At 68.7% G+C, this 22,794-nt stretch carries 21 protein-coding genes, 4 tRNA genes and 1 other RNA gene; 8 read left to right on the forward strand and 18 right to left on the reverse strand.

Annotated features, from left to right (window positions below):
- The first annotated feature begins 24 nt into the window (after window positions 1-24).
- Together ASE43_RS16920 and ffs are read left to right on the forward strand one after the other, a co-directional pair.
- Window positions 25-117 (forward strand) — tRNA-Ser (locus ASE43_RS16920).
- Window positions 118-198: 81 nt separating this feature from the next.
- Window positions 199-295, forward strand: an RNA gene (gene ffs, locus ASE43_RS21405) — signal recognition particle sRNA small type.
- 575 nt (window positions 296-870) lie between these two features.
- Here ffs and ASE43_RS16925 read toward each other — a convergent pair.
- The 6 genes from ASE43_RS16925 to ASE43_RS16950 all read right to left on the reverse strand — a co-directional run bounded on the left by ASE43_RS16925 (window position 871) and on the right by ASE43_RS16950 (window position 4,667).
- Complete coding sequence (locus ASE43_RS16925) at window positions 871-1,302, reverse strand: molybdenum cofactor biosynthesis protein MoaE (protein WP_057161295.1); 432 nt, start codon at window positions 1,300-1,302, stop codon at window positions 871-873.
- Between the two features lie 3 nt (window positions 1,303-1,305).
- Window positions 1,306-1,548 (reverse strand): MoaD/ThiS family protein, encoded by a 243-nt coding sequence (locus ASE43_RS16930; protein ID WP_056173394.1) that lies wholly within the window; start codon window positions 1,546-1,548, stop codon window positions 1,306-1,308.
- Window positions 1,545-2,057 (reverse strand): cyclic pyranopterin monophosphate synthase MoaC, encoded by a 513-nt coding sequence (gene moaC, locus ASE43_RS16935; protein ID WP_057161296.1) that lies wholly within the window; start codon window positions 2,055-2,057, stop codon window positions 1,545-1,547. Before moaC ends, ASE43_RS16930 begins: the two co-directional genes overlap by 4 nt.
- A 74-nt stretch (window positions 2,058-2,131) precedes the next feature.
- Window positions 2,132-3,136 carry a GTP 3',8-cyclase MoaA gene (gene moaA / locus ASE43_RS16940; RefSeq protein WP_157500080.1) on the reverse strand — a complete coding sequence of 335 codons (1,005 nt, stop codon included), beginning with the start codon at window positions 3,134-3,136 and terminating at the stop codon, window positions 2,132-2,134.
- 23 nt (window positions 3,137-3,159) lie between these two features.
- Entirely contained in the window at window positions 3,160-3,918 is a 759-nt protein-coding gene (locus ASE43_RS16945; RefSeq protein ID WP_057161298.1) for an MBL fold metallo-hydrolase, read from the reverse strand.
- Window positions 3,918-4,667, reverse strand: a complete 750-nt coding sequence (locus ASE43_RS16950; RefSeq protein WP_056173383.1) for a 3-deoxy-D-manno-octulosonic acid kinase — start codon at window positions 4,665-4,667, stop codon at window positions 3,918-3,920. The genes ASE43_RS16945 and ASE43_RS16950 overlap by 1 nt, the downstream gene beginning before the upstream one ends.
- Before the next feature lie 22 nt (window positions 4,668-4,689).
- On the opposite strand from ASE43_RS16950, the gene ASE43_RS16955 reads away from it, so the two are divergent.
- Entirely contained in the window at window positions 4,690-5,754 is a 1,065-nt protein-coding gene (locus ASE43_RS16955) for a glycosyltransferase family 9 protein (RefSeq protein WP_057161299.1), read from the forward strand.
- 251 nt (window positions 5,755-6,005) lie between these two features.
- Here ASE43_RS16955 and ASE43_RS16960 read toward each other — a convergent pair whose 3' ends face one another.
- From ASE43_RS16960 to ASE43_RS16970, 3 genes are all read right to left on the reverse strand, one after another.
- Window positions 6,006-7,016, reverse strand: coding sequence for a hypothetical protein (locus tag ASE43_RS16960; protein WP_157489220.1), 1,011 nt, complete (start codon window positions 7,014-7,016; stop codon window positions 6,006-6,008).
- A 374-nt stretch (window positions 7,017-7,390) separates the two neighbouring features.
- On the reverse strand, window positions 7,391-8,059 hold the full coding sequence (locus tag ASE43_RS16965) for a hypothetical protein (protein ID WP_056173375.1): 669 nt from the start codon (window positions 8,057-8,059) through the stop codon (window positions 7,391-7,393).
- Window positions 8,060-8,072: 13 nt separating this feature from the next.
- On the reverse strand, window positions 8,073-8,483 hold the full coding sequence (locus ASE43_RS16970; RefSeq protein ID WP_056173372.1) for a DUF6165 family protein: 411 nt from the start codon (window positions 8,481-8,483) through the stop codon (window positions 8,073-8,075).
- A gap of 97 nt (window positions 8,484-8,580) precedes the next feature.
- Between ASE43_RS16970 and ASE43_RS16975 the strand changes: the two genes are divergently transcribed.
- Both ASE43_RS16975 and ASE43_RS16980 read left to right on the forward strand, forming a co-directional pair.
- Window positions 8,581-8,671: transfer RNA gene (locus ASE43_RS16975), tRNA-Ser, on the forward strand.
- Between the two features lie 270 nt (window positions 8,672-8,941).
- Entirely contained in the window at window positions 8,942-9,646 is a 705-nt protein-coding gene (locus tag ASE43_RS16980; protein ID WP_056173368.1) for a PP2C family serine/threonine-protein phosphatase, read from the forward strand.
- Window positions 9,647-9,946: 300 nt separating this feature from the next.
- Here the strand turns inward: ASE43_RS16980 and dnaQ are convergent, their stop codons facing one another.
- Genes dnaQ through ASE43_RS16995 form a run of 3 tightly spaced genes read right to left on the reverse strand, consistent with a single transcriptional unit; the run spans window position 9,947 to window position 11,890 of the window.
- Complete coding sequence (gene dnaQ / locus ASE43_RS16985; protein ID WP_056173365.1) at window positions 9,947-10,666, reverse strand: DNA polymerase III subunit epsilon; 720 nt, start codon at window positions 10,664-10,666, stop codon at window positions 9,947-9,949.
- 19 nt (window positions 10,667-10,685) lie between these two features.
- Entirely contained in the window at window positions 10,686-11,144 is a 459-nt protein-coding gene (rnhA, locus tag ASE43_RS16990) for a ribonuclease HI (protein ID WP_235567166.1), read from the reverse strand.
- 44 nt (window positions 11,145-11,188) lie between these two features.
- Window positions 11,189-11,890, reverse strand: coding sequence for a methyltransferase domain-containing protein (locus tag ASE43_RS16995; RefSeq protein ID WP_162250599.1), 702 nt, complete (start codon window positions 11,888-11,890; stop codon window positions 11,189-11,191).
- Between the two features lie 122 nt (window positions 11,891-12,012).
- Here ASE43_RS16995 and gloB point away from each other — a divergent pair, with 122 nt between their 5' ends.
- The 3 genes from gloB to ASE43_RS17010 all read left to right on the forward strand — a co-directional run bounded on the left by gloB (window position 12,013) and on the right by ASE43_RS17010 (window position 14,928).
- The gene (gloB, locus tag ASE43_RS17000) at window positions 12,013-12,792 is read left to right on the forward strand and encodes a hydroxyacylglutathione hydrolase (protein WP_057161300.1); all 780 of its coding nucleotides are present in this window, start codon (window positions 12,013-12,015) and stop codon (window positions 12,790-12,792) included.
- Window positions 12,789-14,009, forward strand: a complete 1,221-nt coding sequence (locus ASE43_RS17005; RefSeq protein ID WP_057161301.1) for a lytic transglycosylase domain-containing protein — start codon at window positions 12,789-12,791, stop codon at window positions 14,007-14,009. Before gloB ends, ASE43_RS17005 begins: the two co-directional genes overlap by 4 nt.
- Window positions 14,010-14,136: 127 nt before the next feature.
- Window positions 14,137-14,928, forward strand: a complete 792-nt coding sequence (locus ASE43_RS17010) for an enoyl-ACP reductase (RefSeq protein WP_057161302.1) — start codon at window positions 14,137-14,139, stop codon at window positions 14,926-14,928.
- A gap of 942 nt (window positions 14,929-15,870) precedes the next feature.
- On the opposite strand, the gene ASE43_RS17015 is transcribed toward ASE43_RS17010, so the two are convergent.
- The 6 genes from ASE43_RS17015 to clpX form a co-directional block, all read right to left on the reverse strand.
- Window positions 15,871-17,862 carry a peptidylprolyl isomerase gene (locus ASE43_RS17015; RefSeq protein WP_056173348.1) on the reverse strand — a complete coding sequence of 664 codons (1,992 nt, stop codon included), beginning with the start codon at window positions 17,860-17,862 and terminating at the stop codon, window positions 15,871-15,873.
- Window positions 17,863-18,058: 196 nt separating this feature from the next.
- Window positions 18,059-18,135, reverse strand: a tRNA-Asp gene (locus ASE43_RS17020).
- An 80-nt stretch (window positions 18,136-18,215) separates the two neighbouring features.
- Window positions 18,216-18,290 (reverse strand) — tRNA-Val (locus ASE43_RS17025).
- An 11-nt stretch (window positions 18,291-18,301) separates the two neighbouring features.
- Window positions 18,302-18,574 (reverse strand): HU family DNA-binding protein, encoded by a 273-nt coding sequence (locus ASE43_RS17030; RefSeq protein ID WP_056173345.1) that lies wholly within the window; start codon window positions 18,572-18,574, stop codon window positions 18,302-18,304.
- 221 nt (window positions 18,575-18,795) lie between these two features.
- Window positions 18,796-21,228, reverse strand: coding sequence for an endopeptidase La (gene lon / locus ASE43_RS17035; RefSeq protein ID WP_057161303.1), 2,433 nt, complete (start codon window positions 21,226-21,228; stop codon window positions 18,796-18,798).
- Between the two features lie 247 nt (window positions 21,229-21,475).
- Entirely contained in the window at window positions 21,476-22,768 is a 1,293-nt protein-coding gene (clpX, locus tag ASE43_RS17040) for an ATP-dependent Clp protease ATP-binding subunit ClpX (RefSeq protein WP_056173339.1), read from the reverse strand.
- Window positions 22,769-22,794: the final 26 nt, after the last annotated feature.

Genomic DNA, 22,794 nt, shown 5'->3' on the forward strand with positions numbered 1-22,794 from the left:
GGATGTCGCTGTCAGCCCAGGCCCGGAGAGGTGTCCGAGTGGTTGAAGGAGCACGCCTGGAAAGTGTGTAAGCGGCTAAACCCCGCTTCGCGGGTTCGAATCCCGCTCTCTCCGCCAGATTTCCAGCTATGTCGTTCAGATTCTGTCGCCGCGTCATGCGACACGTCTCGCGCCAGATGCGCACGTCCTATGGTGGCCCCGTCGGCCCCTCGCGACGCTAGGTCGAAAATCCCGCCAGGGCCGGAAGGCAGCAACGGTATCGACTGATGCGGGCGCCGAGGTCAGCCGGCGGGGCCGCCACCTTTTCGGGGCGGCCTCATGGGGCGATGCCGAGCGGTTCAGCGCTTTTGCGCACGGGAACCGTCGCGCCTTAAGCCGTCCCGGAGCCGTCCGTGGTGAGCGGGTCGAACCTGGACCGCGGATTCGCGCGGTGGCAGAAGCAAATCCCCCTCAATCCCCCTTTTCCAAAGGGGGAAGACAAGCGGAGCCGCCCGCGACTCCGACAGCCGTTCGTGGTGAGCGGGTCGAACCTGGATCGCGGATCGCGCGGTGGCAGAAGCAAATCCCCCTCAATCCCCCTTTTCCAAAGGGGGAAGACAAGCAAAGCCGCTCGCGACTCCGATAGCCGTTGGCGGCGAGCGGGTCGAACCATGGACGGCGAGCCCGCGCAGCTCCAGGCACAGGCCTGCTTGAGGTAAGAAAGCGCGGATGCCAGGGCGCCGTCAGCGCCAGCGCGTTCAGCGCGACCGTCGCCCGCGGCTGGCGGCATCGCATCGTCCACCTCTCCGCCATGATCCGAATCTCTTCGCGTTGGGGTAGGAGCGGTGTCAGCCGCGACCGCACCTTCGTACTTGCGACGAACAACACGCCCTACCCCTGCGTCTGCGGCGGCTCCGGATGCAACCAACCCGCGTCGCCTTCGGGGTAGCGCTCGTGCTTCCAGATCGGCACCCGCGCCTTGGTCTCGTCGATGATGTAGCGGCAGGCGGCGAACGCGGCATCGCGATGCGCGGCGCTGACGCCGACCCAGACCGCCAGTTCGCCCACGCCCAGGTCGCCGACGCGGTGCACGCAGCGCGCCTCGACGATCGCGAAACGCTCCAGCGCCTCGGCCAGGATCTTCTCGCCCTCGCGTTCGGCCAGCAGCGCATAGCTCTCGTAGCGCAGACCCAGCACCGCCCGCCCTTGATGATGGTCGCGCACCCAGCCTTCGAAACTGGCGTAGGCGCCGGCCTCGTCGCGCATCAGCCATTCGCGCGTGGCAGCCGGGTCGAACGGGGTTTCGGACAAACGAAAGCGCATCGCTCAGCCCCCCGACACGGGTGGAATGAAGGCCACTTCGCTGCCGGCGCGTGGCGCGTCGTCCCAGTGCGCGAACGCGCCGTCGACCGCGACCCGCAAGCGCTCGGCGGGCAGCGCGAAACCATGGCGCTCGCGCAGCGTCGCGTACAGGCCGCGCAGATCGGCGGCGTTGGTGTCCACGCTCTCGTCGGCACGGCCGGCGGCATCGCGCAGGCTGGCGAAATACAGCACGGTGAGCCGGTTCACGCCGCGCTCCCGAAGTCGCGCTTGCCGCCGGACTTGGCGAGCAGCTTGGCCGGCCCGATCACGATCCGGTGCGACAAGGCCTTGCACATGTCGTAGACGGTCAACGCCGCCACGGTGGCGCCGGTCAGCGCCTCCATCTCGACGCCGGTGCGATGGACGGTGCGCACCTGGCATTCGATGCGCAGGGAATTTTCGTCCAGCCAGTCGATCGCGATCCGGCAGCCGTCGATCGGCAGCGGATGGCAGAACGGAATCAGCTCGGCGGTACGCTTGACCGCCAGGGTGCCGGCCACGATCGCGGTATCGACGATGCCGCCCTTGGCGCTGCGCAGCCCGTTGGCGCGCAATTGCGCGGCGACCGCGGCCGGAAAGCGCACCCGGCACTCCGCCTGCGCCTCGCGCGCGGTCGTGGCCTTGGCGGACACGTCGACCATGGCGGGGCGACCGTCGGAGTCCAGATGTGTCAGCGCGGAACGCGTCGGTGCGGGCTTGGCTTTGCGGGCTTTCAAACGATGGGCTCCGGCAGGACGGGACGCCTAGCGGTATCGGTGGATCGGGCAGCGGCCATGATACGCCGCGCGCTTCAACCGCCGACCAGGAACATCTCCACGTGCCGACTCGGGCGTGGCGCGTCGGCGGCGCGCAGTTCGCTGTAGCGGTCGGCGCGACGCGACCACAGCTCGGCCACGCGTTCGGCCAAGCCGAACTCGCCCAGGGCCAGGGTCGGGCGCAGATCGACGCCGTCGGCGGCGAACAGACAGGTGTAGAGGCGGCCGTCGGCGGACACCCGCGAGCGGTGGCAGTCGCCGCAGAACGGCGCGCTGATCGAGGACACGAAGCCGACTTCGCCGGCGCCGTCGGCGTAGGCGTAGCGCGCCGCGACTTCGCCGCGGTAGTGCGCGTCCAGCGCGCGCAGCGGCCAGCGCTGGTGCAGGCGGTCGCGCAATTGCGCCGAAGGCACCACGCGCGCGGCGTCCCAGCCGTTGCAGGTGCCCACGTCCATGTATTCGATGTAGCGCAGCACGTGGCCGCTGCCGCGGAAGCGTTCGGCCAGGGGCAGCACCTGGTCGTCGTTGACGCCGCGCTGGACCACGCAGTTGAGCTTGATCGAGTCGAAGCCCGCGGCCTGGGCCGCGTCGATGCCGGCCAGCACCTGGGCGACCTCGCCGCGGCCGCCGGACAGGCGCCGGAACAGCTCGGGTTCCAGCGCGTCCAGGCTGACCGTGAGCCGGCGCAGGCCGGCCTCGCGCAGGGCGCGCGCCTGGCGCGCGAGCAGCGAGCCGTTGGTGGTCAGGGCCAGATCGTCGAGGCCGTCGATCGCCGCCAGCCGCGCGATCAGCTCCGGCAGATTCTTGCGCAGCAGCGGCTCGCCGCCGGTCAGGCGCAGCTTGCGCACGCCCACGCGCACGAAGCCGCGCACCAGTGTTTCGATCTCGTCGAAGCTCAGGCGCGAGGCGGCGTCCAGGCCGTAGTCGTCCGGCACGCGCTCGGCCGGCATGCAGTAGGGGCAACGGAAGTTGCAAGCCTCGATCACCGACAAACGCAGGTCGCGCAGCGGACGCCCGTAGACGTCCTGCGCCCATGGCATCTGCTTCGGATCCGGCAACGCGCTCACGACGGCGGCACCTGCTCTGCGCTGGATTCGGCCAGGGCGACGCATTCGCCCGGTCGACCCACACGATACCCCCGTGCGGCCAGGGTGTCGCCTTCGCCGGCGCTGGCGTAGTGGTAGAGCAGGCAGCGCGCGAGCAGTTCGCGCGGATATTCGCGCTCCAGGTCCTCGATACCGCTGTGCGAAGGGTTGCCGTGCAGGGCGCAATCGTGGGCGATCAGCTCGCCGGCGTCGGCGTACTTGGCCAGGGCCTCGGGGATCGGCCGGGTGTCGCCGGTCCAGACCACGCTGCCGCGCAGGCGCAGGCCGAAGGCGGTGTCCGGCCAGTGGTGGCGGGTGGCGAAGACTTCCAGGCGCACGCCCTGGTGCCAGAACGCGGCGCCGACCGGGATCACCTGGAACGCGTCCCAGAAATTCACCCCGCCCTCGGCCAGCGCGTTGGGATAGTCGCCCACGCGCTGGTGCAGCAGCGGCACCACCGGTGCGGGTACGTACAGTTTGACCCGGCCGCGGCGCTCGGGATCGAAATAGGTCGAGACGAACAGGCGCTCGAAGCCGGCGACGTGGTCGAGGTGGGTGTGGGTGATGAACAAGGCCTGCGGCGCCTGCCCGTAGTGGGCGAGGTAGGCGGTCAGGCCCTCGCCGCCGCAGTCGATGGTCAGCCAGGGCGCGCCGTCGCGCTCGATGGTCGCCATCGCCGAACCCAACTCCACCGCGGATGCGTTGCCGACGCCGTGCAGGCGCAGATGCCAGCTCATCAGTATCCCTTGTCCCAGGCGCGCTCGTAGGCCGCGCGCAGACGGCCGTAGTCGCGTTCGACCTCTTCCGTCGAACGCGCGCCGCGCAGTTTCAGCAGCGAGCGCTTGAGGCGGGCCAGGTTGCGCTCGCGCCAACCGGTCGCCGGTATGTGCAGGTGGCCGCGGTCCAGATCGATCACCCAGCCGCGCCCGGTGGGGTCGAACAGCAGGTTGTGGGCGTTGAGATCGGCGTGGTCCAAGCCGACGCGATGGCAGCGCGCGATCAGCCGGCCAGCCTCCTCCCAGGGCGCGCCGTCGCCGGCGACCGCGGCGCGATCGGCCAGCGAGCGCACGTCGTTGAGGCGCTCCAGCAGGATCGCGGCGTAGTAGTAGAAGCCGTCGCGGCGATAGTAGGCGGCGATCGGACGCGGCACCGGCAGGCCCTTCTCGGCCACCGCGCGGGTCAGGCGGAATTCGGCGAAGCTGCGCGTCTCGTTGGCGCCGCGCCACCAGTAACGGTCGCGGTTGAAGCGCGCGACCAGGCCGCCGCGCAGGTAGCGCCGCAGCAGGCTGGGGCCGAACGGAGCGTCCACGAACCAGGCCCCGCCGCGACCGCCGCTGTCGACCGGGCGCGCGCGTTCGCCCCAGAAGGCAGGCGAGAACCATTCCGGGCTCGCTTGCCGCACCCGGGTGCGGTCGAACAGAATCGCGCCGTAGCCGCTGTCGTCGCGGAACGGCGTCAATCCTTCGGCGGCGTCGTAGCCCGTCATCCGCCGGAGTCTAACAAGTCACGTGAACAACGCACCCCACTCGATCTGCCTGCTGCGGCTTTCCGCCCTCGGCGACGTGACCCATGTGGTTCCGCTGGTGCGCACCCTGCGCGAGGCCTGGCCGCGGCTGGAGTTGACCTGGGTGATCGGCAAGGGCGAGCGCCGCCTGCTCGACGGCCTGGAAAACGTGAGCTTCGTCGAATACGACAAGAAGGCCGGCCTGACCGGCATGCGCGCGCTGGGCCGCGAGCTGCGCGCGCGGCTGGGCGAACGCCGGCATTACGACGCCCTGCTGCAGATGCAGGTGGCCGCGCGCGCGAACCTGCTGTCGGCGTTCGTGCCGGCGCGGCGCCGGATCGGCTATGACCGCGCGCGCGCCAAGGACCTGCACGGCCTGTTCGTCAACGAACGCATCCCCGACCGCCCCGGCATCCACGTGCTGGACGCGATCGGCAGCTTCTGCGAGCCGCTGGGCCTGCGCCAGACCCAGGTGCGCTGGGACCTGCCGGTGCCGGCCGAGGCCTACGAGTGGGCGCGCGCGCAATGGCCGGACGACGGCCACCCTACCCTGCTGATCTCGCCCTGCTCCAGCCACGCGCTGCGCAACTGGCGCAGCGAACGCTATGCCGCGGTCGCCGACCACGCCGCCGCGCGCGGCTGGCGGGTGGTGCTGTGCGGCGGCCGCAGCGAGCTGGAGCGCCGCACCGGCGACGAAATCCTGGCGGCGATGAGCGCGCCCGCGCTGGACCTGATCGGCAAGGACACCCTCAAGCAATTGCCGGCCCTGCTCGCGCGCGGCCAGCTGCTGATGACGCCCGACTCCGGGCCCATGCACATCGCCAACGCCATGGGCACCAAGGTGCTGGGTCTGCATGCGGCCAGCAACCCCGCACGCAGCGGCCCCCACAGCGACCGCCGCTACTGCGCCGACCGCTACGACGACGCGGCGCGCAAGTACATCGGCAAGCCTGCGAGCGAACTCAAGTGGGGCACCAAGATCGAGCACGACGGGGTCATGGATCTGATCTCGGTGGAGGATGGGGTCGCGGCGTTCGAACGTTATGTCGCCGATCATTCGGCGGGCTGAGACCGCGGCACAGGAGCCGCGGTTTCGCTACGAATGACACGAGTCGACCTGAGCGATGGCATGAGCTGAATCCACTCGGCTTCGCTGTGATGGATGTGCGGGCGCGTTTAGCCGCGCGCTGCTGAGTTCCCATCGCACCCGCTTGCGAATATGCATCGGCTCGATCTGCGCAGCCCAAGCAGCACCGCGGCAGCGGCGCCCTCACCCCAACCCCTCTCCCGCGAGCGGGAGAGGGGCTTGAAACCAGCGACTTATTTGACGCGCGACAGCCCGCGCCAGGTGTTGTTGCCGCCACCCATCGCTGCGTCGGGCGAGCCGATCCAGAAGTTGAGGTTCAAGAAATCCTCGTCGTCCTGGTAGACGTAGCCGTTAGCCAGCGCATAGGGCCAAGGCAGATTGGTCGGCGAGAACACGCCGTAGCCGAAGCCCAGGGTCGGGAACGAGGACATCAGCGGCGTGGGCGTGCCGCCGTCGTACTGGCAGGTGTAGGTCCACCAGTTGCCGCCCAGGTTGAAGCTGGGGAACACGCCGCCGCTGGACCAGTTGGCGTTGGCCCAATCCTCGTTGTCGTGACGGCGCAGCACGCGACGCGAACCCGGCGGGCAGAACATGCCCAGGTTCTGCACCGCGTAGTCGTACTGGTTGCCCCAGTTCGCCAGCGGCTTGAACGCGAACGACGCGTCCCAGCTCAGGCGGCAGAAGCGCCAGGTGGTGTTGCTGTTGGACACGGTGGCGCCGATCCAGCCCCAACGCGAATTGGCGTTGCGGCGGTCTTCGTCGTCCATGTGCATCTGCACCAGCACGTGCGGCGACGGGCACGAGGCCTTGTCGGGGATCACGCCGACGCTGTAGAGCAGATTGAACAGCCAGTCGAACCAGCCGTAGCGGCCGACCTTGGCCGCCGCGCGCTCGACGCTCATGGCGACGAAGCCCGAACGCGCCTGCGCCGACTGCCCGTCCTTGGCCGGTTCGCACGGCCCGTCGAAGCCTAGTGCGCGGCAGTAGATCAGCGCGGCCTTCTCGCCTTCCTCGGCCATGAAGCGCTCGGGATCGACCTTGGAGGTGTCCGGATAGCGCTTATCGAGGTCCTCGATGTAGGCCAGGTGCTGCTTCACCGCCTCCGACACCGGCGGTTCGTTGCGCTTGAACTCCTGCTCTTCCTTGGGGGTTTCCTCTTCGGATTGGTCGGCCATCGCCACCAGCGGCGACATCGCCAACAGCACCGTCATGCACAGCGTCCCTAACACGTGTTCCTTTTTCACGTTGTTGCTCCTTGATTCGTCCATCCATTGATCGATCGGGCCGGTCCGTGGGCGAGAGGCCATCCAGACCTGCCCGCTGTCGCACCGTCCGGTTCGCACGCGTGGCGCGGACCGGAACGACGCGCGGCCACCCTAGCGGCAGTCGCCGGCGAAAAATGGGCTGCGGTTCCGCGCCCCGGCCAATCCGGTTGGCCGGTCCGGCGCGTGAAGGTCGGCTGCGGCAGGCCGGCGGCGTGCGGCGCTACCGATGGCGGGCAGGCTGACGAGACTCGCGCTCGCCGGGGCACTCTGGGTTGCGTCGGGCCTGCGGCAGCCGGTGCAGGCTGGCGACGCGCGCCAACCCGCGTGTGCAGGCCGCCGGCGTCTGCCGGCGATCAGTCGTTCGCGCCGACCTGCAGGCGTCGCCAGATCGACAGCTGGGTGCGCTGGCGCCGGCGTTCGCGGTACACCGCCGCGACCAGGGCCAGCGCGATCGCGAGCGCGGCGATGCCGACCTGCGCGTTGCTCCAGTAGCGGTAGCCGCCAAGCGCCGCGTCGATCGCGACGAACACCAGGGCCGCGGCCGCCGCGTTGCAGGCCAGGCTGCACAGCACCTTCATGCGGTTCAGCGCCTGCCGCGAGGACGGATCGACCGCCTCCAGATACTCGCGCATGCGCCGGTCGACGTCGTGGAACACCGAGGTCGACATGTGCGCGGCGTCGGGCAGTGTCAGGCCCTCGTCGCGCTGCAGGCGCTGGGCCAGGAACGCGATCGCCGGCGCCCAGGCCTGGCGCAGCCGCGGCCAGACGATGGCCTGGGCGAAGGCATAGACCAGACGCCCGAGCGGGCTCAAGGCCAAACCCAGCACATAGGCCCCGGCGAACCAGGTCGGCAGGGTCAGTTCCGGCGCCTGCGCGCGCAGCAGGCGCAGGCTATCCGGGTAACGCAGGGCCAGCGCGGTCAGCAGCAGGCCGCCCGGACACAGCCAGGCCAGCAGGTCGTCGTAGAGCCAGGCGCCGGCGGCGCGCGGCCCGGGTTCGCGTCCCTGCGGCGAGGTCGGCATGCGCCGGACCGACTCAGGGCGCGGCGGCGCCGCTTTTGTAGTCCTCGTAGGACTTTTCCTCGACGTAGCTGGAACCCAGCGCGAGGTTGATGTCCTTCTTGATCCGGGCGCGCTCGTCGTTCTCGAAATAGACGCTGCGCGCCAGGCGCACGAACTCGGCGTCGAAGGCCTGGGCCTTTTCCTTGATGCGGATGTCGTCCTCGATCACCCACAGGCGCTCGTTCACGGCCTTGAGCTCGGCGCGCAGGCGCACGATGTCGTGGCCGGCGGCCGGATGGGCCATCCAGGTCTGCTCCAAGGCCGACAGCTCGTTACGCACGTTGGCCAGCTTGGCCGGGTCGCTCATGCGCTCGGACTTGATCTGCAGGATGGCGATCTTGTCCAGCAGTTCGCCGAAGGACACCGGAACCAGGATTTCGGACATGGCAGCGTTTCGTTCAGAGGGGCCACAGTGTAGCCGCCCTGACGCATGCCTTGTCGGAAGGCTTCGCGCCCCGTATCATTCCCGGCTCACTGCACCCGGAGAGGTGGCAGAGTGGTTGAATGTACCTGACTCGAAATCAGGCGTACGTTTATAGCGTACCGGGGGTTCGAATCCCCCCCTCTCCGCCAGATTATGCAAAGCGGGCCCGACCGGGCCCGCTTTTTTGTTGGCCGTGGCCCTGCCGGCGGCGCCGGATCGTGCGGGAATAGCGCCGAACCGTGCCGCACAGCATGTTTTTTACGCGATGATGCGCGGCTCCGGTCATGTTTCGTTACTGCAACACCGGGCATGGTCGTGAGGGGGAATGCGACCGTCGCTTGCCGCACGGCCGCTACGCCCCGATGATTCCGTTTACTACTCGAAGAGCCTCCGACAAACGCGACCGGCATGATCGACTCATGATCGAATTCGGACACCTGACGCATGTCGGCCTGCGCCGCGAGCTCAATGAAGACACCTATTACGGTGACAGCGAACTGGGCCTGTGGCTGGTCGCCGACGGAATGGGCGGGCATGAGTACGGCGAGGTCGCCAGCGCGCTAGCGCGCGAGGCCATCGTGCGCGAAGTCCGCGACGGCACCCCGCTGGCCCAGGCCATTCGGATCGCCGACGAGGAGATCATCCGCACCTCGCGCCGCCGCAACGACGCCCTGCCCATGGGCACTACGGTGGTCGCCGCGCGCGTCAACGGCAACCGATTCGAGGTTGCGTGGGTGGGCGACAGCCGGGTCTACCTGTGGCGCGACGGTCAGTTGGCCCAGCTCTCGCAGGACCACAGCTACGTCCAGGAACTGATCGCCAACGGCGCGATCACCCACGAGCAGGCGCGCAGCCATCCGCATCGCAACGTGGTGACCCAGGCCCTGGGCGTGACCGACCCGCGCAATCTGAACGTCGAGACCATGACCGGCGAGCTCCGCCCCGGCATGCAGCTGCTGCTGTGCAGCGACGGCCTGACCGAGGAAGTCGACGACCGCAGCATCGCGCGCGTGCTCGCGCACAACGACTGCAGCGCGCAGGAATGCGTGGACAGCCTGGTCGCGGCCGCGCTGGACGGCGGCGGCTCGGACAACGTCACGGTGATCCTGGTCCGCAGCCACTAGGCATCGCCGATGGCGATGCTGCGGTTGTCACCGCAGTCTACGGCCGCCCCCCATTCCGATTCGACTCGTAGGATGCGGTGAGCCACAGGCGAACCGCATCGCCACGTAGCAGGCCGGATGACGATGGTGCGGTTACCACCGCACCCTACGGCCGCCACCTCATTCCGATTCGACTCGTAGGATGTGGTGAGCCACAGGCGAACCGCATCGCCACGTAGCAGGCCGGATGACGAGGGTGCGGTGACCACCGCCCCCTACCCTTGCACCCTCTCGTGCCTGCGCAAAGCAGCGAGGGCGCCCCTACGTCGTCGCGGGAGCCTCCATCGCGTCCCACAAACACTTGCCCGCCTTCTTGCGCAGCTTCTCCAGGCGCGCCTCGTGCGCGGCCCGTTCCTCGCTGCTGATCTGCACGCGCGGACGCGGCGCGCTGGCGTCCAGATCGAACACCGCTGCCGCGGACTGGCCGCCGCCGTCCTCGCCCTGGCCGAAGCCCAGATCGCTCTGGCCCGAGGTCAGGCCGATGTAAACCTCGGCCAGCAACTGGGCGTCGAGCAGCGCGCCGTGCAGTTGGCGGTGCGCGTTGTCCACGCCCAGGCGCTTGCACAGCGCATCCAGCGAATTGCGCTGGCCCGGAAAACGCTGGCGCGCGAGCAGCAGCGAGTCCTCGATGGTGGCGCGGTCGCCGAGCTTGCCGTACTGCGGCCCGGCCAGCGCCAGTTCGTTGTCGAGAAAGCCGACGTCGAAGGCCGCGTTGTGGATGACCAGCTCGGCGCCGTCGATGAAAGCCAGGAACTCGTCGACGATGGTCTCGAACTTGGGCTTGTCGGCCAGAAACTCCAAGGTCAGGCCGGTGACTTCCTGCGCCCCGGGCTCGAATTCGCGCTCGGGGTTCAAATAAGTGTGGAAGGTCCGGCCGGTGGGGCGGCGCTCGACGAACTCGACGCAGCCGATTTCGACCACGCGGTTGCCGCGCTCCCAGCTCAGGCCGGTGGTTTCGGTATCCAGGATGACTTGGCGCATGGGTCGATTCTCGCCGAACTCAGCGCGCGACGCTGCGGTAGCGCTGGGCCTGGGTGCGCGCCAGCACGTCGACGCGCTCGTTGTCGGGGTCGCCGGAATGGCCCTTGACCCACTTCCATTCGACCTTGTGGCGCAGGTTGGCCTGGTGCAGGCGCTCCCACAGATCGCGGTTCTTGACCGGGTCGCCGCCGGCGGTCTTCCAGCCGCGCCGCACCCAGTTGCCCATCCATTCGGTGATGCCCTTGCGCACGTACTGCGAGTCGGTGTGCAGGGTCGCCACGCAGGGCTCGATCAGCGCTTCCAGGGCCATGATCGCGCCCATCAGCTCCATGCGGTTGTTGGTGGTGTCGGGCTCGCCGCCGGACAGCTCGCGCTCGCGGCCCTTGTAGCGCAGCAGCGCGGCCCAGCCACCGGGCCCGGGGTTGCCGAGGCAGGCGCCGTCGGTGTGGATGTCGACGGTTTTGGTTTCGGTCGCCAGTGCGTGATCTTGCAAAGCCTGCGGTCCTGTCTGAGGGCCGCGCATTATCGCCGCTGCGGCGCGCAACGGCGCGCATTCGTTCCGACCATCGCGCCGCCGGCCTGCCAGCGTAAATTGCGCAGCCGCGCCGGCGGGATCAGGGCATGCACGCGCTTGGACACGGTCAGGCCGATGCCCGCGCGCAGACGGTCGGCGGCGCCGATACCGACCGCGCCGTGCGCGGGCCGCCACAGCGGGCCCAGCCATTGCAGGCTCACCGAGTCGGAGGCGAAGCCGGCGCCGCGCAACATCGCCTGCCAGGCGCCGGTGTTGTAGGCGTGCAGGCCCGAACGCGCCCAGCGCGCGCGGTAGGGGCTCCAGGGATTGAGCGCGGCCAGCCACAGGGTGCCGCCGGGCGCGAGCACGCGCGCGCACTCGTCCAGCAGCGGCATCGGGTCGATGCCGTCGTCCAGCACGTGCTGCAGCAGCACCGCGCCCAAGGCCTCGCTGGCCAGGGGCAGCGGCAGCGCGCTGCGGAAGGCGCCGTCGAAGCCCTGGCCCTGGCGGCGCAGGCGCACCCCACGCGTGCTGGTGCCGCCCGGCGGCGAGGTCGCGTCGACGCCGATCCAGGCCCAGGGCATGGCCTGACAGCCGGCCAGCACCCGCGCCATCGCCGCGGATTCGACATCGAGCAGGCCCTGGCCGGCGACCCCACCGAACCAGGCGAGGGCGGCATTGGGTTGACGGCCGGTGGACAGGGCGGGCATGGTCGCCATTCTGTCGGAACATCCATTTGAAAGCGCGGTCCTTCGCAGGCCCGGCGGCGCGGCCCTGTTCAGTTGCATGTTCAGCGGAGCGCGGCGCGGCCGGCCGCCCAGGAGCTCAACGAATGCGATTGCTGGCTCTGCCCGCCCTCAACGACAACTACATCTGGGCGCTGTCGGCCGACGACGAGTCGGCGCTGATCGTCGACCCCGGCGACGCCGCACCGGTGCTGGGTGCGGCCGTGCATGGCCTGCGCCCGACCGGGATCCTGCTGACCCACCACCACAACGACCACATCGGCGGGGTCGAGGCCATCCTCGCCCACTGGCCGGGCATCCCGGTGTTCGCGCCCGACGACGACCGCATCGGCGCCGCCACCGCGCGCGTCGGCGACGGCGTGCGCCTGCACCTGGGCGGCTGGAGCGCGCGCGTGCTCGCCGTGCCCGGCCACACCCTCAGCCACATCGCCTATCACCTGGAGGACGTGGGCGGCCACGGCCTGCTGTTCAGCGGCGACACCCTCTTCAGCCTGGGCTGCGGCCGTCTGTTCGAAGGCAGCCCGGCGCAGATGCACACCTCGCTGTCGCGCCTGGCCGCCCTGCCCGGCGACACCCGCCTGTGCTGCGGCCACGAATACACCCTGTCCAACGCCGCCTTCGCGCGCGCGGTGGAGCCGTCCAACCCGGCGCTGCTGCGCCGCATCGAGGAAGCCCAGGCCATGCGCAACGCCGGACGTCCGACCCTGCCCAGCACCCTGGCCGACGAAGTCGCAGCCAATCCCTTCCTGCGCGTGCATCAGCCCGAGGTGCGCGCGGCCGTGGCCCGGCGCCTGCGCCGCGAACCCGAGGACGACATCGACACCTTCGCCGAATTGCGGCGCTGGAAAGACGGGTTCCAGGCATGAGCCGGGCCCGCAAGGCCGGTCGCCTCGCCGCGGTCGCGTTGGCGCTGGCGGCCGCATGCGGCGCGCCCGCGTTCGCTCAATCCGCCGCCGCTGCCGCATCCACGCCGGCCGCGGCCGCCGAGCCCGCGCCGCAAGTCGCGATCCCCGGCCCGACCCGCAACGGCCGCGAGATCTACCAACGCTTCCGCGAAGGCCTGGCCGATCCGACCTGCGAAGCCGGCGCCAGCACACGCTGGCGCCAGCACTTCGCCACCGCGCCCAAGCGCCTGGCCGCCAGCAACGACGACACCCTGCCCTTGTTCGGCTACGTGGTCGACGCGCTGCGCGAGGCCCACCTGCCCACCGAGTACGCGCTGATCCCGTTCGTCGAAAGCGGCTACAAGCCGGGCGCGCGCAGCGCCGCCGGGCCGGCCGGACTGTGGCAGATGATCGCGATCACCGCGCGCAATCACCGCGTGCCGATCCGCGCCGGCTACGACGGCCGCCTGTCGCCGGTGGATTCGACCCAGGCCGCGGTGCGTTATCTGAAAACCCTGCACGGCATGTTCGCCGGCGACTGGCGCCTGACCGTGATGGCCTACAACGCCGGCGAATACCGCATCCTGGGCGCGCTCAAGCGCAACGGCCAGGTCGCGCGCAACGCCAAGCCCGAACAGCTGACCGGCCTGTCCGACATCACCCAGGCCTATGTGCGCAAACTGCATGCGCTGTCCTGCCTGATGGAGCAGGCCGACGATCGCGAGGAATGGCTGCGCGCGTTGGACCGCCCGGTGCCGCGCCTGCAAGCGGTGACCGTGCCCGACGACGTCGCCGACATCGCCGCCTGGGCGCGCCGCAGCGGCCAGGACGCGGCCCAACTGCAACGCCTCAACCCGGTCTTCGCCGGCGGCCGCATCGGCCAGGCCGGCGCCGCGCGCGCGCCGCTGCTGGCGGTGCCCGCGGGCGCGATCGGCGGCGTCGACGGCGACCAGGCGCAGGCCACCAGCACCGCCAGCGTGCCGGCCGCGGCGACGGAGCAGGCGCCCGCCGCCGACACCGGCAGCGCCGGCGAGCCGCGCCGCCACACCGTCGCCCGCGGCGACAACGCCTGGACCATCGCGCGCCGTTACGGCATCGGCGTGGCCGACCTGCTGCAACGCAACGGCCTGGGCGCCAACGCCGTGCTCAAGCCCGGCCAGGCCCTGCTGATCGATACGCCCGGGGCGAAAGCGCCGTGAACCGTACCGGATCGTCCGTCGCCATCGCGCGGGTACACTAGAGTCTTTGCTCGACCGCGCACCGGTCGGGCGGTTCCGACGCGCGGCCCACGACGGCCGCGTCCACCGCAAGTTTTAGGGAGTGCACATGGGTTTCCTGCAAGGTAAGCGCGCATTGATCACCGGCATCGCCAGCGAGCGTTCGATCGCCAGCGGCATCGCCGAGGCCATGCACCGCGAAGGCGCGCAACTGGCGTTCACCTACCAGAACGAGAAGCTCAAGACCCGCGTGGAGAAGGCCGCCGCCGAGTACGGCAGCAACATCGTGATCCCGCTGGACGTCACCAGCGACGAGCAGATCGCGGCCTGCTTCGCGCAGCTCGGCCAGCACTGGGACGGTTTCGACATCCTGGTCCACGCGATCGCCTACGCCCCGCGCGAAGCCATCGCCGGCCAGTTCCTCGACGGCCTGACCCGCGAGAACTTCGGCATCGCCCACGACATCTCGGCCTATTCGCTGGCCGCGATGGCCAAGGCCGCGCGCCCGCAGATGCAGGGCCGCAACGGTTCGATCCTGACCCTGAGCTACCTGGGCGCCGAACGCGCGCTGGCCGGCTACAACGTCATGGGCGTGGCCAAGGCCAGCCTGGAAGCGACCGTGCGCTACCTGGCCTACAACCTCGGCCCGGAAGGCACCCGCGTCAACGCGATCTCGGCCGGCCCGATCAAGACCCTGGCCGCGGCCGGCATCGCCGGTTTCCGCAAGATCCTCGGCCACGTCGAGGAGAACGCGCCGATGCGCCGCACGGTTACGATCGAACAGGTCGGCAATGTCGCCGCCTTCCTGTGCTCGGATCTGGCCTCGGGCATGACCGGCGAGATCACCTATGTCGACTCGGGGTACAACATCCTGGGTATGACGGGGATCGATAGCGAGTGAGTGGGGGCTGCGCTTAGGCGCGCGAGCGATAAAGAAAAAGCCCGGCGCGATGCCGGGCTTTTTCTTTGCGCCATCCCAACCTGATGCGCTGCCCTCATCCGCCCTTCGGGCACCTTCTCCCGCACGCGGGAGAAGGAACAGCGAAGTCGCCTCAGAGCTTTAGCCACTCTTTCGCTGGCGGGGAGAGGAACCACGCCTTGCGAGTCATCGGCTCACGCGGCACCGCAAGCGCGCAGCCCTAACCGCAAGCGCTGCCCTCATCCGCCCTTCGGGCACCTTCTCCCGCACGCGGGAGAAGGGACAGCGAAGTCGTCTCAGAGCTTTGGCCCCTCTTTCGCTTGCGGGGTGAGGAGCCACGCCTTGCGAGTCATCGGCTCGCGCGGCGCCCCAAACACGCAGCACTAACCTCAAACGCTGCCCTCATCCGCCCTTCGGGCATCTTCTCCCGCACGCGGGAGAAGGAATAGCGAAGTCGTCTCAGAGCTTTGGCCCCTCTTTCGCTGGCGGGGTGAGGAGCTACGCCTTGCGAGTCATCGGCTCGCGCGGCACCGCAAGCGCGCAGCATTAACCTCAAGCGCTGCCCTCATCCGCCCTTCGGGCACCTTCTCCCGCGGGCGGGAGAAGGGATAGCGAAGTCGCCTCAGCGCTTTAGCTCCTCTGCCGCTTGCGGGGTGAGGGGCCGGCCTTGCGAGCCATCGGCTTGAGCGGCACCGAGCGCCCGATCGCCGTGCGGTCGGGCTGAGGTGCGAGTCGTCGCCGCAAGCGCGCAGCAGCCCGACCTCACGCGCTGCACACGTCCGCCCTTCGCGCACCTTCTCGGCTTTGCGGTTCCTTCGGTCGCCGCAAGCGGGAGAAGGGAATCGCAAGAGGCGCCATCAAGAACCCAAAAACAAAAAGCCCGGCGAGATGCCGGGCTTTTCGTTGCGATAACGCCAGTACCGATCAGAGATTCTGATCGACCACCGTCACCTTCATGCGCTTGCGCTGCGCGGCGACCAGCGCCTTGATGTCGTCGGCGCCGCTGATCTGCGCCAGCTGGGTCTGCATCTGTTCGCGCTGCGGCGGCGGAACCTGGGCCAGATCGCCCGGGGTGACCTTGCTGACCGCGAACAGCACCGCGCGGCCGTCCGGCAGCATCGCCCTGCCCGGGGTGACCTTGCCGGCCGCGGGCGGCGCGACCGCGAACACGGCCTCGCTCACGCTGGGGTCCGGAATCGGCGCGCCGCGCGGCAGGTTCGGGATCGCGTGCGGCGCCGGCAGTTGCTTGGAGGTCGCCACCGCCTCCAGGGTCTCGCCGCCACGCAGACGCGCCAGCAGCGCGTCGGCTTCCTTGGTCGCGGCCTTGGTGGCGCGGTCGGCGCGCACCGCCGCGATCACCTGATCGCGCACCTGCGCCAGCGGCTGCGAACGCTCGGGCGTATGCGCGGTCACGCGGATCAGCACGCTGTTACCGGGAGCGATCTCGATCGGATCGCTGACCGTGCCGCCCTGGATCAGGGCGTCGGAGAACGCCGCGCGCAACAGCGCCGGGTTCGCGGCCAGGCCCTGGGCGCCGCTGCGCGCGCCATTGCGCGTGAGCGGGCCCAGCTTCTGCACCGGCAGCTTCATCTCGCGTGCGGCCGGCCCCAGCGAGGACGGATTCTTGTAGACCAGATCGACCAGGCGGCCGGTGAAGTCGCTGACCACGCGTTCGCTGTCGGCCTCGGCCTGCTCGCGCGCCAGGGCTTCGCGTGCCTGCTCGTAGGTCTCCGGCTGGCCGGCCTTGACCTCGCGCACCTGGATCACGTGCCAGCCGAAGTCGGTCTTGACCGGGCCCACGATCGCGCCCTGCGGCGCGGCGAACAGCGCCTGCTCGAACGGCGCCACCATCATGCCCTTGCTGACCCAACCCAGATCGCCGCCGCCGGCCTTGGAGCCGGTGTCGTCGCTGTTGGCGCGCGCCAGCGCGGCGAAGTCGGCGCCCGCGGCCTTGGCCTGTGCGGTCAACTGGGTCGCTTTCTGCTCTGCGGCCTTCTGCGCCGCGGCGTCGGCGCCGTCGGCCACGCGCACCAGGATGTGCGAAGCCAGACGCTGCTCCTGAGCGACGAAACGGCTCTTTTCCAGCTCGTAGCGCTTGCGCAGGGTGTCCTCGTCGGCCGGCGCCGGCGGCGGCACACTGGCTGCGTTCACTTCCACGTATTCCAGGGTCACGGTTTCCGGTGCGCGGTAATCGGCGCTGTGGCCCTGGTACCAGGACTGCAGTTCGGCGGCGCTGACCGCGCCGGTGTCGGGCGCCGGCTGCGGCAGCATCACCAGGCCGACGTCGCGGGTCTCGCCCATCAGGCGGATCAGGCGGTCCAGCTCGGCCGAGGTCACGAACTCGCTCTCGACCAGGCCGCCGGCCAGCAGCGACTGCTGCAGCGACTGGCGCACGGTTTCCTGGAACTGGGTCGGCGTTTGCGGCGGCACCTGCGAGGCCAGGGCCAGACGATAGCGATCGAGATTGAACTTGCCGTCGACCTGGAACGCCGGCACTTCGGCCAGAGTCTTCTTGACCAGCGCGTCGCTGACCACCAGGCCTTCGCTCTTGGACGCCAGTTCCTGCACGCGCCGATCGATCAGCAGGTCCAGGATCGCCAGCTTGTTTTCCTTGCTCTCGAAATCGCGCGCATCGAAGGCCTCGCCCTCGGCCGCGCGGCGGCGCTGGCGCTCCTGTTCGAAAGCGGTGCGGAAATCGGTGGAGTCGATCTTCTCGTGCTGCCACAGCATCGACACCGGCCACCACGACGGCGCGCTCTGCCAGTACGAGGGCGGCACATCGATATGCGCGACCGAGGTGTCGGTGCGCGCGCCCATGTACTGCTCGATGCCGACGAAGGCGAAGGGAATGATCAGCAGGCCGAGGATCGCGGTGGCGATCCAGCCGGAAGTCTTGTCGCGAAGTTTCTGCAGCATATCCGGGTCGCGTAGGTCGTAAGCCGGACAGTTTAGCGCGCTTGAGGCCGGGCGCGCGGGCCTGGCCGGCCCGGGCGGGGCCGCCGGTTCCGGACCGGGGCGAAATCGCGAACGGCGTCGAAGCGACCGGCCTGGAACCCGGATCCCGGAGCGCGGGCAAAAAAGAAGGCGCCGTTTCCGGCGCYTTYGGCRAAACTGGCGGAGTGGACGGGACTCGAACCCGCGACCTCCGGCGTGACAGGCCAGCATTCTAACCGACTGAACTACCACTCCGCACTTTTGAAACTTTTGGCCTTTCGCCTCGCGGCACTGCCGTTTCCGGCGGGCGGCTTAGCAGTAGGGCCAGTTTGATCTGGTGGGTGCTGAGGGTTTCGAACCCCCGACCCTCTCCGTGTAAAGGAGACGCTCTACCGCTGAGCTAAGCACCCGAGCGAGTCGCTTAGTTTACAGCATCCTTCAGCGCCTTGCCAGCCTTGAACGCCGGGTTCTTCGAGGCCTTGATCTTGATGGTGGCGCCGGTCTTGGGGTTGCGGCCCTGGCGCGCGGCGCGCTTACGGACCTGGAACGTACCGAAGCCCACGAGCGTGACGGTGTCGCCCTTCTTCAGCGCCTTCGTGATCACGCCGATAACGGCGTCGACGGCGTTGGCTGCGTCGGTCTTGGACAGCTCGGCAGCATCGGCGACGGCGCTGATGAATTCACCCTTGTTCATTCTTTGGACTCCCTGTGCGGTGTTACCGCGTGTTCTGAGAATCGGCGTGGCGCGCTGCGCGAGCGGGCCACGCCGATCGAGTTTGCCGCGCCTACTGCGTCTGTGGCAGCTTTCGCGCGGTTGCGGTCGTTATACCAGCGGCATTTTGGGGGTGCAAGCCTGAAAGCTAATAACGACGGGCCTTCCAGCCGATTCGATCGCTTTCCGACCAACGGAATCCGTCAATGCTTGACGTCCGGCTGAGGCGATGCTTGTCCGCCATCGCGCACCGGAACTTCGGCCGGACCGGCCACCGGCGTCGGCGTCACCGGACGCTCCAACGCGATGTCCAAGACCTCGTCGATCCAACGCGCGGGCACGATCTTCAAGCCTTGCGTCACGCTCTTGGGCAGGTCGGCGAGATCCTTCTTGTTCTCGTCCGGAATGATCACGGTGCGGATGCCGCCGCGCAGCGCGGCCAGCAGTTTTTCCTTGAGCCCGCCGATCGGCAGCACGCGTCCGCGCAGGGTGATTTCGCCGGTCATGGCGACATCGGCCTTGACCGGATTCTTGGTCAGCATCGACACCAGCGCGGTGGCCATGCCGATGCCGGCGCTGGGGCCGTCCTTGGGCGTGGCGCCCTCGGGCACGTGCACGTGCACGTCGTGCTTCTGCAGGAATTCCACGTCGATGCCCAGGCGTTCGGCGCGCGCGCGCACCACCGACAGGGCGGCCGAGGCCGATTCCTTCATCACGTCGCCGAGCTGGCCGGTCAGCAGCAGCTGGCCCTTGCCCGGCACCAGCGTGGCTTCGACCTGCAGCAGGTCGCCGCCGACTTCGGTCCAGGCCAGGCCGGTGACCAAGCCGACCTCGTTCTGCTCCTCGGCGCGGCCGTAATCGAAGCGACGCACGCCCAGGTATTTGTCGAGATTCTTCGAGCCGACGTTGACCGAACCGTCCTTGCTCTTCTTGGCCTTGGGGCCGGCCAGGGCGATTTCCTTGACCACCTTGCGGCAGATCTTGGAGATCTCGCGCTCAAGATTGCGCACGCCGGATTCGCGCGTGTAGTAGCGCACGATGTCGCGCACCGCCGACTCGGCGATCTTGATTTCGTCGACCTTCAAGCCGTTGGCCTTGATCTGCTTGGGCAGCAGATAGCGCATGGCGATGTTGAGCTTCTCCTCCTCGGTGTAACCCGGGATCCGGATCACTTCCATGCGGTCCAGCAGCGGGCCGGGAATGTTCAGCGAGTTGGAGGTGGCGACGAACATCACCTCGCTCAGGTCCAGATCGACCTCGAGGTAGTGATCGTTGAAGGCGTTGTTCTGCTCGGGGTCCAGCACTTCCAGCAGCGCCGAGGACGGATCGCCGCGGAAGTCCATCGACATCTTGTCGATCTCGTCCAGCACGAACAGCGGGTTCTTGCTGCCGACCTTGTTGAGGTTCTGCACGATCCGGCCCGGCATCGAACCGACGTAGGTACGGCGGTGGCCGCGGATCTCGGCCTCGTCGCGCACGCCGCCCAGCGACATGCGCACGAACTTGCGGTTCGTGGCCTTGGCGATGCTCTGGCCCAGCGAAGTCTTGCCCACGCCCGGCGGGCCGACCAGGCACAGGATCGCGCCCTTCATGTTCTTCACGCGGGTCTGCACCGCGAGGTATTCGAGGATGCGTTCCTTGACCTTCTCCAGGCCGAAGTGGTCGGCGTCGAGCACGTCCTGCGCGGCCTTGAGGTCCTTGCGCACCTTGCTGCGCTTCTTCCACGGCACGCCCAGCAGCCAATCCAGATAATTGCGCACCACCGCGGCCTCGGCCGACATCGGCGACATCTGCTTGAGCTTGTTGAGCTCGTTGCGGGCCTTGGTCTCGACCGGCTTGGGCATGCCGGCTTCGGCGATCTTGCGGGTGAGCTCGTCGATGTCGTTGGGCGCGTCGTCGATCTCGCCCAGCTCCTTCTGGATCGCCTTCATCTGCTCGTTGAGGTAGTACTCGCGCTGGCTCTTCTCCATCTGCGACTTGACCCGGCCGCGGATGCGCTTCTCCAGCTGCTGCACGTCGATTTCGCCGTCGACCAGGCCGACCAGCTGTTCCAGGCGCGCGCCGACGGCGTGCGTCTCCAGCAGCTTCTGCTTGTCGCCGATGCGCACGCCCAGGTGGGCGGCGATGGTGTCGGCCAGGCGGCCAGGCTCGTCGATGCCCGACAGGGTCTGCATCAGCTCCGGCGGCAGCTTGCGGTTGGTCTTCACGTACTGCTCGAACAGGGTCATCAGCGAGCGCGCGATCGCCTCGATCTCGCGCTCCTCGCGGTCGATCGCGGGCTCGACCACGTGGGCCTGGCCGGCCAGGGCGCCGTCGCGCTCGGCCACGGCGTCGACCTCGACGCGCGACACGCCCTCGACCAACACCTTGATGGTGCCGTCGGGCAGTTTCAGCAGTTGCAGCACATGCGCCAGGGTGCCGATCGCGTACAGGTCCTCGGCGCCGGGATCGTCGGTCTCGGCCGACTTCTGGGCGACCAGCAGGATGCGCTTATCGGACTCCATCGCCAGGTCGAGGGCGCGAATCGATTTGTCGCGGCCGACGAACAGCGGGATGACCATGTGCGGGAACACGACGACGTCGCGCAGCGGCAGCACCGGCAGATCCAGCACGTCGCGTTCGGTGGGTTCGGTCATGACAGCTCCGGGGGGAGAAAACACTTGAAAAATACTGGAAATCCGGCAGGTAGAACCGGACGCCGTCGATGGCGTCCCCGACCGGGATCGCGGGCGATGCAGCCCCTTGCGACGGTTATGGGGGCCTGCGCCATAGGATGCAAGCGGCCCGCGCTTCGCAGCGCGGGCCGTGCAGGAAAACCGTCATGGAATCAGCCGGTTACAGCCGATATGCGACGCCCGTTCGGGAACGTCGCTGGGGCCGCGTTCAGTCCGCGGCGGCGACCTTGGGCGCGGCGGCCGGCGGGGTCTGGTAGATCAGGTAAGGCTCGGACTTGTGGTCGATCACCGACTCGTCCACCACCACCTTGCTGACGTTCTCCAGCGAAGGCAGTTCGTACATGGTGTCCAGCAGCACCGACTCGACGATGGTGCGCAGGCCGCGCGCGCCGGTCTTGCGCTTGAGCGCCTTGCGCGCGATCGCAGTGAGCGCGTCGGCGCGGAACTCCAGCTCGACGTTCTCCATCTCGAACAGCTTCTTGAACTGCTTGGTGATCGCGTTCTTGGGCTCGGTCAGGATGGTGACCAGGGCCTGCTCGTCCAGCTCCTCCAGGGTCGCGACCACCGGCAGGCGGCCGACGAACTCGGGGATCAGGCCGAACTTGATCAGATCCTCGGGCTCGACCTCGGCCAGGATCTTGCCGACCTCGATCTTGCGCTCGCTGCTCTTGACCTTGGCGCCGAAGCCGATGCCACCGGCCTCGGTGCTGCGCTGCTGGATGATCTTGTCCAGCCCCGCGAACGCGCCGCCGACCACGAACAGGATGTTGCGGGTATCGACCTGCAGGAATTCCTGCTGCGGGTGCTTGCGGCCGCCCTGCGGCGGAACGCTGGCGACCGTGCCTTCGATCAGCTTCAGCAGCGCCTGCTGCACGCCTTCGCCCGACACGTCGCGGGTGATCGAGGGGTTGTCGCTCTTGCGCGAGATCTTGTCGATCTCGTCGATGTAGACGATGCCCTGCTGCGCCTTCTCGACGTCGTAGTCGCACTTCTGCAGGAGCTTCTGGATGATGTTTTCCACGTCCTCGCCGACGTAGCCGGCTTCGGTCAGCGTGGTCGCATCGGCGATCGTGAATGGCACGTTGAGCAATCGCGCCAGGGTCTCGGCCAACAGGGTCTTGCCCGAACCGGTCGGACCGACCAGCAGGATGTTGGACTTGGCGAGCTCGACGTCGTCGTTCTTCTGACGGCTCTCGATGCGCTTGTAATGGTTGTACACAGCCACCGCGAGGGTGCGCTTGGCGCGCTGCTGGCCGATCACGTACTGGTCCAGCACCTCGAGGATCTCGCGCGGCTTGGGCAGGTGGCTGCGCGCCGACTGCGCCTTCTCCTCGAGCTCCTCGCGGATGATGTCGTTGCAGAGCTCGACGCACTCATCGCAGATGAACACGCTCGGGCCCGCGATCAGCTTGCGGACCTCGTGCTGGCTTTTGCCGCAGAACGAGCAATAGAGAATCTTGCTGCTATCGCCGGTGCTGCGTCCCTGTCGATCGTCGCTCATGCTTTTGCCCAAATGGTGCGGTGTTC

The sequence above is a fragment of the Lysobacter sp. Root983 genome, from assembly GCF_001429345.1.
Lineage (GTDB): Bacteria > Pseudomonadota > Gammaproteobacteria > Xanthomonadales > Xanthomonadaceae > Lysobacter.